The organism is Burkholderia pyrrocinia, assembly GCF_018417535.1.
Classification (GTDB): Bacteria; Pseudomonadota; Gammaproteobacteria; order Burkholderiales; family Burkholderiaceae; genus Burkholderia; species Burkholderia pyrrocinia_E.
On sequence record NZ_CP070977.1, the window covers coordinates 2,155,148 to 2,172,597 of the forward strand.

The 17,450-nt window shown below is 62.3% G+C and carries 14 protein-coding genes; 2 read left to right on the forward strand and 12 right to left on the reverse strand.

Annotated features, from left to right (window positions below; genetic code table 11):
- Positions 1-56: 56 nt before the first annotated feature.
- The 11 genes from JYG32_RS10095 to rfbB form a co-directional block, all read right to left on the reverse strand.
- Positions 57-3,713, reverse strand: coding sequence for a glycosyltransferase (locus tag JYG32_RS10095; RefSeq protein WP_213263470.1), 3,657 nt, complete (start codon positions 3,711-3,713; stop codon positions 57-59).
- A gap of 7 nt (positions 3,714-3,720) precedes the next feature.
- Positions 3,721-4,107 carry a hypothetical protein gene (locus tag JYG32_RS10100; protein WP_213263471.1) on the reverse strand — a complete coding sequence of 129 codons (387 nt, stop codon included), beginning with the start codon at positions 4,105-4,107 and terminating at the stop codon, positions 3,721-3,723.
- Positions 4,104-5,540 (reverse strand): PfkB family carbohydrate kinase, encoded by a 1,437-nt coding sequence (locus JYG32_RS10105; RefSeq protein ID WP_174381594.1) that lies wholly within the window; start codon positions 5,538-5,540, stop codon positions 4,104-4,106. Before JYG32_RS10105 ends, JYG32_RS10100 begins: the two co-directional genes overlap by 4 nt.
- 91 nt (positions 5,541-5,631) lie before the next feature.
- On the reverse strand, positions 5,632-7,056 hold the full coding sequence (locus JYG32_RS10110; protein WP_249744529.1) for a class I SAM-dependent methyltransferase: 1,425 nt from the start codon (positions 7,054-7,056) through the stop codon (positions 5,632-5,634).
- Positions 7,023-8,243 (reverse strand): ABC transporter ATP-binding protein, encoded by a 1,221-nt coding sequence (locus JYG32_RS10115; protein WP_174381596.1) that lies wholly within the window; start codon positions 8,241-8,243, stop codon positions 7,023-7,025. Before JYG32_RS10115 ends, JYG32_RS10110 begins: the two co-directional genes overlap by 34 nt.
- Positions 8,243-9,037, reverse strand: coding sequence for an ABC transporter permease (locus JYG32_RS10120; RefSeq protein WP_174381597.1), 795 nt, complete (start codon positions 9,035-9,037; stop codon positions 8,243-8,245). The genes JYG32_RS10115 and JYG32_RS10120 overlap by 1 nt, the downstream gene beginning before the upstream one ends.
- Positions 9,037-10,485 carry a mannose-1-phosphate guanylyltransferase/mannose-6-phosphate isomerase gene (locus tag JYG32_RS10125; protein WP_174381598.1) on the reverse strand — a complete coding sequence of 483 codons (1,449 nt, stop codon included), beginning with the start codon at positions 10,483-10,485 and terminating at the stop codon, positions 9,037-9,039. The genes JYG32_RS10120 and JYG32_RS10125 overlap by 1 nt, the downstream gene beginning before the upstream one ends.
- 385 nt (positions 10,486-10,870) lie before the next feature.
- Complete coding sequence (rfbD, locus tag JYG32_RS10130; protein WP_213263472.1) at positions 10,871-11,770, reverse strand: dTDP-4-dehydrorhamnose reductase; 900 nt, start codon at positions 11,768-11,770, stop codon at positions 10,871-10,873.
- Positions 11,763-12,314: a dTDP-4-dehydrorhamnose 3,5-epimerase gene (gene rfbC / locus JYG32_RS10135; RefSeq protein ID WP_213263473.1), complete on the reverse strand. Its 552-nt coding sequence runs from the start codon at positions 12,312-12,314 to the stop codon at positions 11,763-11,765. Before rfbC ends, rfbD begins: the two co-directional genes overlap by 8 nt.
- A complete protein-coding gene (rfbA, locus tag JYG32_RS10140; RefSeq protein WP_213263474.1) occupies positions 12,299-13,192 on the reverse strand; it encodes a glucose-1-phosphate thymidylyltransferase RfbA in 894 nt (297 codons plus the stop codon). Before rfbA ends, rfbC begins: the two co-directional genes overlap by 16 nt.
- 11 nt (positions 13,193-13,203) lie before the next feature.
- Positions 13,204-14,265, reverse strand: a complete 1,062-nt coding sequence (gene rfbB, locus JYG32_RS10145; protein ID WP_213263475.1) for a dTDP-glucose 4,6-dehydratase — start codon at positions 14,263-14,265, stop codon at positions 13,204-13,206.
- A gap of 344 nt (positions 14,266-14,609) precedes the next feature.
- Here rfbB and JYG32_RS10150 point away from each other — a divergent pair, with 344 nt between their 5' ends.
- Complete coding sequence (locus JYG32_RS10150; protein ID WP_213263476.1) at positions 14,610-15,446, forward strand: symmetrical bis(5'-nucleosyl)-tetraphosphatase; 837 nt, start codon at positions 14,610-14,612, stop codon at positions 15,444-15,446.
- A 103-nt stretch (positions 15,447-15,549) separates the two neighbouring features.
- Entirely contained in the window at positions 15,550-16,548 is a 999-nt protein-coding gene (locus tag JYG32_RS10155; protein ID WP_213263477.1) for a glycosyltransferase family 2 protein, read from the forward strand.
- 34 nt (positions 16,549-16,582) lie between these two features.
- On the opposite strand, the gene JYG32_RS10160 is transcribed toward JYG32_RS10155, so the two are convergent.
- A complete protein-coding gene (locus JYG32_RS10160; protein ID WP_213263478.1) occupies positions 16,583-17,440 on the reverse strand; it encodes a lysophospholipid acyltransferase family protein in 858 nt (285 codons plus the stop codon).
- Between the last annotated feature and the right edge of the window lie 10 nt (positions 17,441-17,450).

Sequence of the window (17,450 nt, forward strand, 5' to 3'; positions counted from 1 at the left end):
TGAGAATTCATCTTAAGTTCTCTTGCAAAATCTTTATCGGATGATTGATGGCAATGTCACTCGGTCTCCGCAGAGACTTCCATGCGGGTGACGGCCTTGATGACCTGGCGCGTCGGCAATACGCTGTCCAGCAACTGCTGGACAGAGGCTTGCCAAGTCAGCGTGGGCATTCCCTCTGACTTCGGGTGTGCGCCTTGCCGATACAGCGTGAGCCAGTGTGTCATGGCCTCCGCCAACGCTTCGCCACTGGTGCCATGGAAATAATGCGCGTGGCCTAGCGCTACCTCACGGAACACCGGCAAATCTCGGGCCAATATGGGCAGATGCTTGCGACCCGCCTCGATCAGCGGCAACCCGAAGCCTTCTCCTTCCGAAGCCGCAAGCAAACAGCAACAAGCGCCATAGACCTGCTCCAGGTATTCGTCGCTGATGCTCTCCAGCCAGAATAGCCGTTTTCCAAGCTCGGGATGCGCTCGCAGACGTGCGACCAGCTTCTCGACCAGCCACCCGGATTTGCCGACGATCACCAGATTGACCGCAGTACCTTCCTGCCAGAGCTGCTCGAAAGCCGCCAGCGCCTGGGCATGTCCTTTACGCGGCTCGACCGTCCCCACCATCAAAAAGCTGGGGGCCTCGCGCAGCGCCTCGAGTATACGAGGCGCGTCGCTCGGCATGCCGGAGCTCGGTCGCGAATTTTGTACATCTGCGCCGTAATGGAACCAGCCCACCTCAAGCGCTCCCTGGCGCTGGGGATGATGCTCCTGCAACCACTGCGTGAATTCCTCCGCCACCGTCCGGGAGCCGCACACGACACCGTCATAACGGGAGATCGTATTCAGCCATTTCTCGAACAACTCCATGCTGCCAGGTCTGAAGTAGTTAGGCATTTGCACGCATAAGAGGTCGTACACCACAAACAGGATCCGAACACCATGGCGATGCATTTCATCAAAGAACGCTTCCTGAACGGGTATGCCATCTGGGTTCAGGTCCAACCCCAAAAAGACATCACTTGCCTGGAAATCAATGGGATCCTCGTGCACCGCGCCGGGGTCATCCTGCCCCATGAAGCGCGAACGCAGACGTTCCGCATAAAAATAACCCGTTCGATCATGCGTTGCATAGACCGGCCACACCTCGAAGTCCTTCGGCGGGTTTCTGAGCAGTTCGCTCAGAATGCTCCGTACGACGCGTTGAATTCCCGTCCGCTCGTCAAGGCGAACAAGCTGCGACACATCGACAAACAGCGCACGGCGCGTTCGCGTGGGCAAGCTGAGCGCAATGCCCTGCGCCACTTGACTCAGCTCGTCTTCGTTGCATTGACGTACCAAAGGCGCGAGGGCCTGGAACAGCTTCTTGCGCGTCGACTTGATGCTCGGACGTGACGGTGCCGTCGGCAGCGCCGCACCGTTCTGGGCAAGCAGTTCCCGGCAGCGGGCATACACCTCGTCCACCGTGATGTCTTCGAGACAAAAAAAGTTGTGCGGGCAATCGCGTCGCGCAGCAATGTGGCAAGGCGAGCACGCTGCCTCGTTATGCAAGACATAGCTGTTGCCGAACACCGGTGCCCATTCGCGCGCGGTTTCCAGCCCGCCATAGACCCCTAGCGCCGCCACGCCCAGATAGGCCGCCATGTGCGCGCCGCCGGAATTGTTGGCGACGCATAGCTGGTGGCCGGCGAGATGCTGCATCAGTTCGGGGATGCTAAGCCCCGCTCGAATCACCACTTTTTCAATGCCGTCAAAGCTGAAACGCCGGGCTTCCTTTTCGCTGGCAAAGAAAACGCTGACGAGTTCCACCGTGGGATCCGCGGCCAGCCGGCGTGCCAACTCGTGGAATCGCGCAACAGGCCATTCCTTGGCATCGCCACCGGCGTAAGGAAACAGCGCAACCGCACGAGTATGCTGCTGCAAAGGCGTCGCGAGCGGCGGCAAAACCACATAGTCGGACGGATGAGCCGGTAGCGCGTCGACCAGAGCCAGCATCTGCTCGCTGATCGAAATGCGATTCAGCGGCGTTTCCACGAACGGTAGGTCCTGATACGTGGGCAGTGCGATGTCCAGCTTGGCATCGATGGCCGGATCGAGGCTGCCATAGCCGACCTTGAGCCCCGCCTCGACTTGTGCCAGGACGAACCGCGTATCGGGCTGTCGCCTGAAATCGATAGCCAGGTCGTAGAAACCCAACTGCTTCACGAATTCGGCCAACGAACCATCGGACAACTCTGCCTGCAACGACGATTTGCGCTTGAAGTAGTCGAGCGTCAACACCCGGTCGAAGAATGGCAGGGTTTGAGCCAACGCCTGATTCCAGCTACCCACCACGACATCGATACTGGCCTTCGGGTATCGTGCACGCAGGCGAGAAATGGCCGGCACCGCCAGCAGCAGATCACCCATGTGATCCAGCTTGAGCAGCAGGATCCTTTTGATTTTCGGCTCGAACAGCGTGGTGCGCTCGAAGGTCACGGCTCGCACCGTCCGTGACTCACGGGTTCGCTCGAAGGGCGCGATGGCCTGCAACACGAGCTTGGCGCTGCGATCCCACGAGAATGCCTGCGCCTGCGTCCTGGCGTTCTCCAGCAACCGCGCACGCAGGCCCTCGTCGGTCAGCGCCTGATGCATCTTGGCGCTGATGGACGGGACCGACTGCGGATCGAACAGCGCCTCGGCGCTACCCATGACTTCCGGAAGGCTGGTGCTGTCGGCCGCGATCACCACCGCGCCACATGCCATCGCTTCCAGCGGCGGCAGGCCAAAGCCTTCGTGCAGGGAAGGGAAGACAAAAAGGCTGCAGGTACTGAACAAAGTCAGCAACTCTTCGTCATTAATGTAATCGCTGAACAGTAAGTCGTCGGCACCGAGGCCAACGCGTTGCGCATGCGCACGAAGCGCGCTCACTTCCGAATGCGGCATGCGACCGACAAACAGCAGCTGGTGGTGTTGGCGCGACGTATCAGGCAGATGGGCAAACGCCTCGATCAGCCGCGGGAGGTTCTTGCGGGCATCGGCTCCCCCCGTGTACATGATGAAAGGCCTCGTTACCCCCAGGCGCCTCTTCAGGGTCGCCAGCGAGTCTGCATCGGGCACGACGCGAGTAAACATTTCATCGCACGCGCCCGACACGTTGGTCACCTTCTCGGGCGAAAAGGGCAAAGCACCCAACGCTTCCTGCCGGGCACTTTCCGAGATCGCGAGAAGATGGCGTGCCTGCTTCAGGTTTCCAATGCGATCAGCGTAATAGCCGCGATGAACTGGGTTCGTCCGGTAATGCTCGTCCGGGTTAATCAGCGGAATCAGGTCGTAAAGTATGACCGCGGTCGGCAGCGGTTCGCCCAATGCGCCAATGCTGATGACTGCATCGTCCCCCAATCCCTCGAACAGACTGGTGACCAGCACGATATCGGGATCGAGCGTTTCCAGAAACGCCTCGCGCACCCGTTCGGCAATGGCGCGACGCGACGCATTTTGCGCGTCGATCCAGCGCATCGGCCCCGGCGCCTGCCAGACCCGAATCCGCTCCTGTGGCACCAGCCCTCGAAATGCCTGACGGATCGGCCCAATGGTCTCAGGGAAAAGTCCACTGAGGGCCAGGTAGATCTCATGGTTTCCCGCATTGCGGGCCATGGCAAGCGCCAAAGAAAGGGAATAGCGCCCGATGCCCCGGAAGCGGCTCTCGGTTTGCGCTCCCTGCATGTCAATAACGATTCGCATGGTTGTCCTACTTTACTTGAGCTACCGACGCCGACCAGGCCGTCGCGACCCCGGAACAATCCGGCGCAACAGCGCGTCGGGGCGTGCTGATGGAAAAGGCCCATCCAAAGGGCAGCCTCGAGTGGTAAAAGCGGCGCTGAATCCCGCTCCAGGTTCGTTCGATCACAGAACCTCCGTCAAACCAACCTTGAAGGCTCACGTGGCTCAGAACGTAGCGCTGACGGCATTGCACCATCAAGCGACGAGACAGCTCGCCCTGCGGACGACCTGAAAATTCGAGCCGCTCGTGACACAGGCTCAAACTGGCGTCGTAGCCCTGGACTACCCATCGCGGCAGGGCAGCTTCGCACAACGCGCGCAGGCTGCGCTCCTGTTCTACAGCAAGCAAGGTCATTGATCACGCACCGCGCTGATCTTCTGAACGACACCGGTAGTCGAGTAGCCATCGTCGAGTTCGAGCGCGACCACGCGACCTCCGCGAGCACTTACCGCGTCATGGCCAACGATGTCATGCACTTCTTCGTCGCCGCCCTTCACGAGGACGTCGGGTTCAAGAGACTCGATCAATTTCAATGGCGTCGGCGCGTCGAACTCCACCACGTAATCCACAGCCGCCAGGCCAGCCAGCACTTCGGCGCGATAGGCAAAGGAATGGCTTGGGCGCCCGGAACCGTTGAGTTCGTTCACCGAAGCATCGGAATCGAGCCCCACGACCAGAATATCGCCCTGCGCACGCGCTTCGTTGAGGAAGCGGATATGGCCAGGGTGCAGCGTGTCGAAGCAGCCGTTGGTGAATACGATGACTTCCCCTCGCTGCCGATGCGCCAGCAGCAGCTTCGCGAGGGTTTCCTGATCCACCAGCTTGGGGGCACGTTGGCGTGACGGATACAGTTGATCGCGAACTTCATCCGCCCTGACCACATAGGTGCCGGAATGAGAGACAGCGATGCCTGCCGCCACATTGGCGATATGCACCGCCTCGGATACCGAAGTACCGCGGGCCAGCGCCAGTGCCAGTGCGGCGAGTACGGTATCTCCCGCGCCCGATACATCGAAGACATCACGTGCGTGCGTGGGGATGCTACCCAAATGGCCGTCCTTGCTCACGTAGACCATGCCCTTCGCGCCACGGGTCACGACGAGATGCCGCAAGCTCAGTTCACCCAACACCTGCTGTGCCCGCTCCAGCAGTTCATCTTCGGACGTGTAATCGCCGAACAGTCCGATGAATTCGGAATTATTCGGTTTGAGCAACGTTGCGCCCCGATAGAACGCGGGGTCGGTCCGTTTCGGATCGACCAGTGTGGGAATATTCAAAGCCGCTGCCGCCGCCAGAAATTCCGGCAGGTGGTCCAGCGTACCCTTCGCGTAGTCGGAAAACACGATCAGGTCATGGTCGGATGCGACTCGCCTGAATTCTTCGAGCAGTAGCGCCTGGGTACGCGCCGTCGGCCGCACGTCGCGATCAACGCGGGCGATCTGTTGCGCGCCCGCCATCAAGCGGGTCTTCTGCGTCGTGCCGCCCTCGGGGTCGGACACGAACATGGTCCGTACGCCGTACCCCTGCAAGCACTTCTGAAGCTCGATCGACGCGCTGTCGTGACCGACCACCGCCAGCAGTGTTGCGTCCCCTCCCATGGCACTGACGTTGGCTGCCACATTCGCAGCACCGCCTGGCCGATTCTCTTCGCGACCGACAGCCAGAACGGGAACCGGCGCCTCAGGAGAAATGCGAGAGACGCCACCAATGACGTAGCGGTCAAGCATGATGTCGCCGACCACCAGGATTCGTGGTCTGATCGCGTTAGCGGGCTGGGGTTTATGCATGGGGGACGTTATTTCCAAAGCAGCACTTAGCATTGTTGCCGGCACACTATTCGCGTGCACGGCAGTTCCATCTATTCGGTTACGCGCATCGTCACCGGGACTCGGACGCACGCGCGGCAGCCCGGAGCTCGTCGAGCACTTCACGGACCGACTCCGGCAAAGCTCGTTGAGACAGAGGAGAACCGACTTCAGCGCTCGTCGACTGTGTCACGACGGCGCGCAATCGACGGTCCAGTGCCGGACTCATCCTCACCAACCTGAGAGCCGCACGCTTCAATGCCGGCCGCTTCGCGAGTTCAGCCGCCCCGACCCTGAGTACGCCCTTGATTCGCCCCTTGATCCCTGACAGCAATCTGCGGTCGCGGATTGCAGAGGTCAACCTGCGAAGCGGAGCGCCGACCATACGCACCGGCTTCGACACACGCCAGGACGTGCTGTGCAGCACGGCATGCAACAGTTCATTCGCCTGCCGGGCCTGCGCTTCCGCATGTTGAGCCCGCGTCTCCACGGCGCCAAGCTGGTTCTCCGCATGCTGGCGCAACGCCTCCGCATGCCGGCACCGCTCCTCTGCGAGGTTGAGCCGGTCTTCGGTAACCTGCCGTTGCCCGGCATTCACATCAGCCTCGACGGACTGAAGCCGCTCCTGGGCCAGCTGTAGCTGCCCGCCGATCACACGAACCAGTTCGCCCATCCGCTCGACTCCCGCCTCGGCTTTTTCCATCCGGAGCCGCACGGATTCAGTTCGCGCTTCGTAACGGTCGGCCAATTGCTCCAGCGACAAACCATAATCGGTCGCAAACACCTGCGAAAATCTCTCCTTGATTTCCGAATCGGCAGCCTTCTGGGCAATCACGGCATAGTCAGGGCTCGCACCACGTATCACGTCCAGCAGCGACACCGCATGACCAGGATCCCGCAACGCTGGCGACTCCTGTAACCGGAGCGTCTTCACCGTCTCGAACCCACCATGCTCGACCACGAAAGACAGCAGCAGGGACGGAATCGGCTTTTGATGCGTGGGATCCAGATAAAAGTTGTTGGTCGCTACCGCGATATTTTCCGGATTCGGTGTCTCGAGGATCAGCAAGCCGCCAGGCCGCAACACCCGCAATGCCTCCGCAACGACAGCCTGCAACTGCTCAAAGGTAATGTGTTCGACGACATGGAAAGCCGACACGAGAACCTGGCTGTCCGATTCCAGCGACTTCAGATAGGCCACCGCATCGCCCTGCGCCGCGGGCAAGCCACGTTCCTCGCAGGCTTGCAGCATGCCGGCGTCCAGGTCCACGCCGAAAGGCGTCAAACCTTGTTCGGACATCAGTTCCAGCCACTCGCCACGACCACAGCCCAGGTCGAACGTGTTGCCGCCCGGGTAGATCGATGCCAGCGGCTCAACGAACGGCAAATACTGCTTGCGGATGCTTTTGATGAGATCCCGAGGCGCGTAATAGCGCTCTTCGAAAGCTCGGTAGAAATTCTCACTCACGACACCACCTTCGCCTGTGTCGGCATCCACGTAATTCCGACAAATTCGCTCTCGTCGCCGTTCACCATACTGAATGTGAGGGCATGATCCCTCCACTCAAAGTTGTTTTGCATGTGCGTACTGCCCGTATGCAACGCCACGGCAACGGAATAACTGCCCGGGCCGATATTCGCGAGAAATTCGAAATCGACCGTCGCATTCTCGCCGGCAGCCACATCCCCGATGTCGGACTTGAGATTGTGCGTGTTGGTGCCAAAGACGGTCTGTCCCAATCTGTCCTTGATCATGAAGCCCATGACCAGCTCCTGCACGGACTCACGACACTCGGCAGAGATCCGCAGCGTCACCGGCTGCCCGACATGCACCACTTCGATTGGTCGGCCGTCTCGATTCAGCAACGCGATCTGATCGATCGTTACCTCACCCGTACCGGAAATCGTCTGGACCTTGCCGCTCTCGAGCACCTCCTGACGAACCTCCTGGTTCTGATGGTCCGCCAGCATCGCGTTGTAGTAATCCATGACCGCCTCGGGCGATCCTTCCATCTCCAGCCTGCCGGCATTCAGCAGGATCGCGCGATCGCAGATGGCCTGAATCGCGGCCTTGTCGTGCGCAACGATCAACAACGTCGTGCCCTGCTTGCGAAACTCCCGGATGCGATCGAAACTCTTGTGCTGGAAATATGCGTCGCCGACCGAGAGCGCCTCGTCGACGATCAGGATGTCCGGACGACGAGCCGTCGCGACACTGAACGCGAGACGCACCTGCATCCCGCTCGAATACACGCGCACCGGCTGGTCAATGTATTCGCCGATTTCAGCGAACGCCTCGATTTCGGGCATCAACGCGACAATCTCTTCGACGCTGTAACCGAGCAGTTGCCCTGCCATCATGACGTTCTGGCGCCCGGTGAAGTCCGCATGGAACCCCATTCCGAGCTCAAGCAACGCCGCGACCTGGCCAGACCGCGTCACGCTGCCGACGGTCGGCTGCGTGGTGCCGACGATCATTTTCAACAGCGTGCTTTTGCCGGCACCGTTAATGCCGACAATACCCAGCGCCTCGCCGGAGCGAACCGAGAAATTCACGTCACGCTGCACCCAGTGCAGCGTGTGATGAGGCTTGCGACGCGGATCCAGCCACTCGACAAGACGCGACCACCGCGTCGGATACTGTTTGTATGCCTTGCCAAGATTGGTAACGGTAATGGTACCCATCAGAGTTCATCCACCATTTCACCCGCATGCTTGCGGAACAGACTGAAGCCGGCGAGACACAGCCCAATGCTCAATACGAACGGAAACAACAGCGTCGACCAATCCGGCCAGACGTGCTGCACCATCGTGACCTGGAAGGCCTCGATCACGGGCGCCATCGGGTTAAAGCGCAACGCAGCCTGCGTGGACTTGGACAAAATGTCGGCCGCATATACGATCGGCGTCATCCAGAACCAGAAATTCAGCACGATCCCGAAGAACTGCCCCACATCGCGAAAAAACACGTTCAACACCCCGAGCATGATGCCCAGCCCGATGGCAAACAACGTCATCAGGGTCAACACGGGAACGACGGCAAGATAGGGAAAACCAGGGAAATTGCCCGTCATCACCAGGAACACGGTGAACAACCCAAACACAATCGCGAAATTGACCAGCGCATTGATCACCACGATGATCGGCAGACACAACCGCGGAAAGCTCAGCTTTTTGAGCAGGTTCGCATTGTTGACAAATGTGTTCTGGCCGTTGCTGACAATTTCGACAAACATGCCCCACGGCAACACACCCGCGCACAAATGAATGCTGTACGCGAAAGTGCTGTCCACCCCAGGCAAGCGAGCATGCATGACTCGCGAAAAGATCACCGTATAAACGACGATCATCGCAAGCGGATTGAGTACGGTCCACGCCGCTCCGAGCAGGGAATTGCGGTACTTGGACTGAAATTCCCGCTTGACGCTACCGAGAATGAAACCGCGGTAGGCCCAAAGAACTCTCAACATCCCTAGCATCACGCCCGCCCGTAAACGTCCTGGAAGCGAACGATGTCGTCTTCCCCGAGATACTCGCCGCTCTGCACCTCGATCATCACGAGATCCAGCACGCCCGGATTCTCGAGGCGGTGCTTGTGGCCGGCAGGAATATACGTGGACTCGTTGGTCCGGACGAAGATTTCCTGATCCCCGTTGACAACCTTGGCCATCCCGCTCACGACGATCCAGTGCTCGCTGCGATGGTGGTGCATCTGCAGGCTCAGGCTCCCGCCCGGCTTGACTTCGATGCGCTTGATCTTGAATCGCGGCCCTTCTTCCAGCACCGTGTAGGTTCCCCACGGCCGGCTCACGGTGCGATGCAGCTTGTAAGCGTCGTGATTGCGTTTCTTCAGACGAGCCACGACCTGCTTCACATCCTGCGCGCGGTCGGGATGCGCGACCAGCAGTGCGTCCGGCGTATCGATGATCATCAGGTCGGCCACGCCGACCGACGCCACCACACGATCCTGGGTCTGCACGTACATGTTGCGGCTGTCGACGAAAATCGCATCGCCGACGGCCCGGTTGCTGTCCTCGTCGGGCTCAACCAGGTCGCGCACCGCGCCCCACGAGCCGATGTCGCTCCAGCCGAAGCTGGCAGGCACCACGGCCACGTTCGACGAGCGCTCCATCACCGCGTAGTCGATCGAGATGTCGGGCATCTTCTCGAACGCTTCGGCGGGGATCTCGAGCATCTGCGTCGACGCCTGGTTGGCTTCCTGCAGCGCTGCCCAGCAGGCTTCGGCGGCCGCGGCGACGTCCGGCGCATGACGAGCCATCTCGTCGAGAATGACGCCGGCCTTGAAACAGAACATGCCCGAGTTCCACAGGTAGTTGCCCGCCGCGAGGTACTCGGCCGCCTTCGCCGCATCCGGCTTCTCGACGAAGCGCAGCGCCGCCCGGCCGGCTCCGACCGGTTCCCCTGCCTCGATGTAGCCGAAGCCGGTATCCGGACTCGTCGGCACGATGCCGAACGTCACCAGCCGGCCTTGCTTCGCGAGTGCGGCCGCACTCGCGACGGCGGCCACGAAGCCTTTCTGGTCCTGAACCAGGTGATCGGCCGCCAGTACCAGCATCAGCGCGTCGCGCCCGTACTTTTCGGCGACACGATGCGCCGCCATCGCCACGGCGGGCGCCGTGTTGCGGCCGGCCGGTTCGAGCATGAATACGCCGGGCCGCTGCTCACCGAGCGCCGCGCTCGCGAACTCGTCCTTGCTCATGAAGTAGTAGTCGCGATTGGTGACCGTCAGCAATTCTCCGCCCGGCGCTTCCTCACCGCCGCCGACCACCGCGGCGGCGCGACGGTAGGTTTTCAGCAGCAGACTCTCGCCGTCGGCGAGCTTCATGAACGGTTTGGGATGCCCTTCGCGAGAAACGGGCCAAAGTCGCGTACCGGCACCACCGGACAGGATGACGGGGATTAACATCACATTCACTCCAGATTTAGTATTCGCTGGCGAAGCCAACGCCTTCGCCACTTACATCCATACACCCGCCGGTGTGGTTGCCAGCCGGTCTTGCGCGACCCGGCAGGAACAGAATTATAGCCGGCACCACTCTCCCCGAAAACGACGGTCGACCCGGGACGGCCGCCGGAGAAGGCCCGAACACGCTTGCAGCGCGATCATCCGGCCCCGTCTCGGGCCCGATCGGCGACCCGACGTTACCGATCGGTCACGTCGACGTCGTCGAACGCGCCGGATCGGTCGTCGTCAGGCCCGGCGGCGTCCTCACGACAAGGAACAATCCCCCGCGACCGTCATCCGGGACTTCGCCCGCTCGACGGTCTTCACGCACCGGGGCGGTCCGGGATCATTCGGCCAGACACAGCGCCAGCGCATCGCGCCAGTCAGGCATCTGCAGTCCGAACGTCGCGGTCAGCTTGTCCAGCGACAGTCTCGAGTTCGCGGGCCGTTTCGCGGGCGTCGGATACTCGCTCGACGCGATCGGCACGACCTGCGGCACGTGTGACGACATCGCGGTCGCGAAGATGGCTTCGGCAAAACCGCACCATGACGTGGCGCCGGCCGACGTGAAGTGGTACACGCCGGCGCGACGCGTCCACCAGTCGGCCTCGGTCGACGCCGTGCCCTGCGCGACGATGTGCGCCGTGGCGGCCGCGATGGTCTTCGCCCAGGTCGGTGCGCCGACCTGATCCGCGACAATACGCAACGCCGGCCGCTCGGCGCCCAGCTTCAGCATCGTCAGCAGGAAGTTCCTGCCGCGACGGCCATACACCCAGCTCGTTCGCAGAATCAGGTGCGCGCATCCCGTTGCCGCGATCGCCCGCTCGCCGTCAAGCTTCGTCGCGCCATAGACGTTCGCGGGATTCGTCGCATCGGTTTCCACGTACGCATCCGCTTTCGTGCCGTCGAACACGTAGTCGGTCGAGTAGTGAACCAGCGCGCCGCCGCTACGCGCCATTTCTTCCGCGAAGACGCGCGGCACGTCGGCATTCAGGCGGCGCGCGGCGTCGACATCGGTCTCGGCCTGGTCCACCGCCGTATAGGCGGCCGGATTGACGATCAGCGACGGCTTCACGTCGCGCACGAAGGCACGCACGCGATCGAGATCGGACAGATCGAGCGTCGACCTGTCGCACGGCACCACGCGGCCGAGCCCCTGCAGCGTCCGCAACAGTTCGAAGCCGACCTGTCCGTTCACGCCCGTCACGAGGATCGTCGGCGCGGGATTCATGCCGCCCTTACGCATAGACGTCGGACTCGCTCAGACGCTTGCCCGCCGCGTCCTTCGGCGCCAGTACCGGTTCGCCGTCGATAGGCCAGGTGATGCCGATCTCCGGATCGTTCCAGACGATGCTGCGCTCGTGCTCGGGAAACCAGTAGTCGGTGGTCTTGTAAAGGAATTGCGCGGCCTCCGACAGGACGACGAAGCCGTGCGCAAATCCGGGCGGCACCCAAAGCTGACGATGGTTGTCCGCCGACAGGACCATGCCGACCCACTTGCCGAAGTTCGGCGAGCTGCGGCGAATGTCGACCGCGACGTCGAACACCTCGCCCTCGATCACGCGCACGAGCTTGCCCTGCGCATGCTCGATCTGGTAGTGCAGCCCGCGCAGCACGCCCTTCGTCGAGCGTGAATGGTTGTCCTGAACGAACTCGACGTCGAACCCGACGCCTTGCCTGAACTCGCGTCCGTTGAAGCTCTCGTAAAAATAGCCGCGCGCGTCGCCGAAGACCTTCGGCTCGATGAGCTTGACTTCGGGCAGCGCCGTTGCCGTTACCTGGATTGCCATGCGACCTGATTGGTGAGTAGGTTCCTGAGATACTGCCCGTAGGCATTCTTCGAGAGCGGCTGCGCCAGCTTCAGCACCTGCTCCGCGTCGATCCAGTTGCTGCGGTACGCGATCTCCTCGGGGCACGCGACCACGAGCCCCTGACGCTTCTGCAGCGTCGCGATGAACGTCGCCGCCTCGATCAGCGAATCGTGCGTGCCCGTATCGAGCCACGCGTAGCCGCGGCCCATGATCTCGACGTTCAATGCACCGTCCGCGAGATAGCGCGAATTGACGTCGGTGATTTCCAGTTCGCCGCGCGTCGACGGCTTGATGTCCGCCGCGATGTCGCACACGCGGTTGTCGTAGAAGTACAGCCCCGTGACCGCATAGTGCGAACGCGGCTTCGCGGGCTTCTCCTCGATCGACAGTGCGCGGAAGTTCCGGTCGAACTCCACCACGCCGTAACGCTCGGGGTCATGCACGTGATAGGCGAACACGGTCGCGCCCGCATCGCGCTCGCTCGCGCGCTCGAGCTGCTTCGCGAGATCGTGCCCGTAGAAAATGTTGTCGCCGAGGATGAGCGCCGACGGATCGTTGCCGACGAAGTCGCGGCCGATGATGAACGCCTGCGCGAGCCCGTCCGGCGACGGCTGCGTCGCATACTCGATGTTCATCCCCCACTGGCTGCCGTCGCCGAGCATCGAAGCGAAGCGCGGCGTGTCCTGCGGCGTCGAGATGATCAGCACGTCCCGGATGCCCGCGATCATCAACGTCGACAGCGGGTAGTAGATCATCGGCTTGTCGTACACCGGCAGCAACTGCTTCGAGATCGCATGCGTGATCGGATAGAGCCGCGTGCCTGAACCGCCGGCGAGAATGATGCCCTTGCGTGCCATCGCTGCTCCTGTCAAACACGTTCCGCGTAATTGGTCTCGACCCACTTGCGATATTCGCCGGAAGCCACCTCGTCGGACCACGCCTGGTTGTCGAGATACCAGGCGACCGTTCTCGCGAGGCCGGTCGCGAACGTGTCGGCCGGCTTCCAGCCGAGCTCGCGCTCGAGCTTGCGCGCGTCGATCGCGTAACGGCGGTCGTGACCCGGACGATCCTTCACGTACGCGATCTGGTCGCGGTACGAGCCTTGCGTTTTGGGTCGTGCGTTGTCGAGCAGATCGCACAGCGTATGCACGACATCGAGGTTCGTCATTTCGTTCCAGCCGCCGACGTTGTAGGTCTCGCCCGGCACGCCGCGCGCGAGCACTTCGCGGATCGCGCTGCAGTGATCGCCGACGTACAGCCAGTCGCGTACGTTCTGGCCATCGCCGTAGACGGGCAGCGGCTTGCCGGCGAGTGCATTCGCAATCATCAGCGGGATGAGCTTTTCGGGGAACTGGTACGGACCGTAGTTGTTCGAGCAGTTCGTCGTCAGCGTCGGCAGGCCGTACGTATGATGGTACGCGCGCACCAGGTGATCGGAGCCGGCCTTCGTCGCCGAGTACGGGCTATTGGGCGCGTACGGTGTCATTTCGGAGAACTGCGGATCGGTTGCGGACAGCGAACCGAACACTTCGTCGGTCGACACGTGCAGGAAACGGAACGCGGCCTGCTCCGCGTCGGGCAACGCGTTCCAGTACTGACGCGCGGCTTCGAGCAGCGTAAAGGTGCCGACCACATTGGTCTGAATAAACTCGGCCGGACCGTGAATCGAGCGATCGACGTGGCTTTCCGCCGCGAAATGCAGAACCGCGCGCGGCCGGTGTGCGGCGAACAGCGCGTCAAGCGCCGCGCGATCGCAGATATCGACGCGGGCGAACACGTGCTTCGGGCTTCCGTTCAGCGATTGCAGCGTGCGAAGGTTGCCTGCGTAGGTCAACTTATCGACGTTGAGCACGGCTTCGTCGGATTGACGCAACCAGTCGATTACGAAGTTGGCACCGATAAAACCTGCGCCGCCCGTCACCAGGATCATGAGGCTCCCTCTAGTCATACACGGCAGGCCTCAAGCGCGAGCCGCCACGAATTCGGAACGCGACGACGTCAACGTGCGCGTCCCCCAAGGCGGGCATTCTAACTGCTGACCCGAACCGTCAAAGTCATGAAATGCTAATTTTGTTGGGGAGCGCTCGATTATAAGAAGCGACCCTGCTCGAAAGCCACGTCGCTAACAACTTGAAACAGTGCTCCGGACCCGCTGCATCCCAAAAAATCGCATTCAAATCAATACGTTAAAATCTCGCAATGGCGCTCGTAGCCGCGCTGCAGCAGCCACTCCATTTTTCGATTAGCGTCAAGATTTGTAACAACTTGCCTCTCATGACCCATTCCCCCATTGCCATCGGCGACATCCAGGGCTGTCATTCCGCTTTCCAGGCGCTGTTCGACAAGCTTTCAGCGCCGGCCGACACGCCGCTGTGGATCGCCGGCGACGTCGTCAACCGCGGGCCGGACTCCCTCGCCGCGCTGCGCGCGCTCGTCGACCTCGGCCCGCGCGCGACCGTCGTGCTCGGCAATCACGACCTCCACCTGCTGGCAGTCTCCGCCGGCCTGCGCACCGAACGCCCGGGCGACACGATCGGCGAGATCCTCGACGCGCCGGACGCCGAAGCGCTGCTCGACTGGGTCCGCCACCGCCCGTTCGTGCATGCGGAAAACGGGATGCTGCTCGTGCATGCGGGCGTGCTGCCGCAATGGGATGCCACGCTCGCGCTCGAACTCGCCGACGAACTCCAGCGCGCGCTGCGCGCGCCCGACTGGCGCGACACGCTGCAGAAGCTGTACGGCAACGAGCCCAATCAATGGAGCCCGGATCTGAAGAAACGCGACCGGATGCGCGTCGCGTTCAACGCCTTCACGCGCCTGCGCTTCTGCACGCCCGACGGCACCATGGAATTCAAGGCGAACGGCGGCCCGGACAGCACGCCGCCCGGTTACCTGCCGTGGTTCGACGTGCCGGGGCGCCGCACGGAGGACGTGACGGTCGTGTTCGGGCACTGGGCCGCGCTCGGCTTGATGCTGCGCGAGAATGTCGTCGCGCTCGATTCGGGATGCGTGTGGGGAAACCAGTTGTCGGCCGTGCGACTGACGGCCGATCCGGCGCAACGCACGGTCACGCAGGTGCAGTGCGAAGCGTGCGGTACGTCGGGCGAATGAGTCCCGACCATCGTACGACACACCGTGAACTTTCCGGAAAAACACCTCGACGTCGCCCGGTAAATTCCGGAAAGTACGCGATATCCAGACACCGAGGAAATCGATGAGCAGCTTGCCTCCCGACTTTTCTGCCGAAGCGTATTTGCTGCTGCATCTCGACGTGCGCGCAGCAGGCGTCGATCCGGCGCAGCATTACCTCGAGCACGGCCGACGCGAAGGCCGCCGATACCTGCCGGCAACCTTCACCCACCGGGAAGCGCTGCCCGGCGAACCCGGATTCCAGCCGCTGCCGCTGGTCGTCATTTCTTACAACCGCGGCGCGATGCTCCGGCGCGTCATCGCGTCGTACCGACGCCAGAGCGTGCCCGTGGAGATCATTGTCCACGACAACGGCAGCAACGATCCCGAAACGCTGCACGTGCTCGACGAACTCGCGCACGATCGAATCCGCGTGTTCAGGCGGGCACCCATTTCGGACGCCAACGAACTGAATCTCGTCGATGAAACCGTATCCGCGGTGTTTTCGTCCCGGGAGCCGGGCCCGTACATCGTGACGGACTGCGATATCGACCTCGCCGAATCGAGCCCCGATGCGATCGCAGTCTATCTCGAACTGTTGAACGCGTTTTCGGACATCGAGTGCGTCGGGCCGATGCTGAGAATCGACGACATCCGGAAAAGCTATCCGCTCTTCGGGCGCGTGATGAATCGCCATATCAGCCAGTTCTGGCACCAGCGTCCCGAGATCCGCATGATTGGCGGCCGGGAGATCGCGCATCTCCGTGCGCCGATCGACACAACCTTTGCCGTGCATCGCTCCGCCCAGCCGTTCCGGCGCCTGAAGTCGGGCATGCGCGTGTATACGCCGTTCGATGGCCGACATCTCGACTGGTATCCGCACGAGCAGCAGAACGACGACCGTCCCGTGTCGGATGTCTACCAGCGTGCATCGTCGCCGGAGATTTCTCACTGGGACAATCACGCGTACCTGAGCGCGTATTCGTCCGAACTACCGGAATACGACGACTATGTCGTCGTCAGGCGACACGCGTCCGGGGCACTCGAGATCGATACGCAGCGCATCGCCGACCATCCCGACTGACCGCCTCGGAGTGGGCACGCCGCACGCAAGCGCCTCACCCCTCGCGCCCCGGCACCGGCTCGTCGGCCGCCCCGTCGCCTGACGCGCCGGCGCCGAGCTCGGTCGCCGGATACGCATGCATCGCCAGCTCCGCGAGCGACTCGGCCGACGGCTTGCCGACCTTCTGCTGCAGCGTCGCGAGCGCGGCCGCGATCGCGTCGCGCGCCGCGGCGGACATCGCGCGCCGGTCGCCGCCCGGCGCGATCGGTTCGCACACGTACAGGTGCGCGACGAGCGGGCCGCCGCGCAGCACCATGTCGAGCGACTTGCCGAGCGACAACTCGCCCGTGTAGGCCGGCGCGACCGACTGCCGCCGCTGCGCGTCCTCGTACATCAGGCAGATCGGCTGCACCGCGCAGCCGGCCGATACCGCGGCCTGGAACAGGTTCGCATGAAACGGCAACAGATCCTGCCCGTCGGACGTCGTCCCTTCCGGAAACACGCACATCACGCCGCCGTTGCGCAGGCGCTCGGCCATCTCGTGCATGATCCGCATCGCCTCGGTGCGCTTCTCGCGCTGCAGGAACACGGTGTCGAGCTTCTCGGCGAGCCAGCCGACGACCGGCCACTGCCGCACCTCGGCCTTCGACACGAACGGCGTCGGCCGCCACGCGTTGACCGCGTAGATGTCGAGCCACGACACGTGGTTGCCGACGACGAGCGCGCTCGCGTCGAGCCGCGCGCCGTCGTTGTGGACGACGACGCGCATCCCGCAGATCCGCAGCATCTTGAGCGACCAGCGGCGCGTCATCTCGGCGCGGCGCGCGGGCGTGACGTGCGAAAAACGCAGCGCGACGGTCACCATGCCGCGCAACAGGTGAAAGACGAGACGCAGCTTGCGAAAGACGGTCATGGCGAGGGTC

What these genes read in the sequence shown, in the direction of transcription:
- JYG32_RS10095 (WP_213263470.1), bottom strand. Translation starts at nt 3,713, where the DNA reads ATGCGAATCGTTATTGACATGCAGGGAGCGCAAACCGAGAGCCGCTTC.
- JYG32_RS10100 (WP_213263471.1), bottom strand. Translation starts at nt 4,107, where the DNA reads ATGACCTTGCTTGCTGTAGAACAGGAGCGCAGCCTGCGCGCGTTGTGC.
- JYG32_RS10105 (WP_174381594.1), bottom strand. Translation starts at nt 5,540, where the DNA reads ATGCATAAACCCCAGCCCGCTAACGCGATCAGACCACGAATCCTGGTG.
- JYG32_RS10115 (WP_174381596.1), bottom strand. Translation starts at nt 8,243, where the DNA reads ATGGGTACCATTACCGTTACCAATCTTGGCAAGGCATACAAACAGTAT.
- JYG32_RS10120 (WP_174381597.1), bottom strand. Translation starts at nt 9,037, where the DNA reads ATGCTAGGGATGTTGAGAGTTCTTTGGGCCTACCGCGGTTTCATTCTC.
- JYG32_RS10125 (WP_174381598.1), bottom strand. Translation starts at nt 10,485, where the DNA reads ATGTTAATCCCCGTCATCCTGTCCGGTGGTGCCGGTACGCGACTTTGG.
- rfbD (WP_213263472.1), bottom strand. Translation starts at nt 11,770, where the DNA reads ATGCGTAAGGGCGGCATGAATCCCGCGCCGACGATCCTCGTGACGGGC.
- rfbC (WP_213263473.1), bottom strand. Translation starts at nt 12,314, where the DNA reads ATGGCAATCCAGGTAACGGCAACGGCGCTGCCCGAAGTCAAGCTCATC.
- rfbA (WP_213263474.1), bottom strand. Translation starts at nt 13,192, where the DNA reads ATGGCACGCAAGGGCATCATTCTCGCCGGCGGTTCAGGCACGCGGCTC.
- rfbB (WP_213263475.1), bottom strand. Translation starts at nt 14,265, where the DNA reads ATGATCCTGGTGACGGGCGGCGCAGGTTTTATCGGTGCCAACTTCGTA.
- JYG32_RS10150 (WP_213263476.1), top strand. Translation starts at nt 14,610, where the DNA reads ATGACCCATTCCCCCATTGCCATCGGCGACATCCAGGGCTGTCATTCC.
- JYG32_RS10155 (WP_213263477.1), top strand. Translation starts at nt 15,550, where the DNA reads ATGAGCAGCTTGCCTCCCGACTTTTCTGCCGAAGCGTATTTGCTGCTG.
- JYG32_RS10160 (WP_213263478.1), bottom strand. Translation starts at nt 17,440, where the DNA reads ATGACCGTCTTTCGCAAGCTGCGTCTCGTCTTTCACCTGTTGCGCGGC.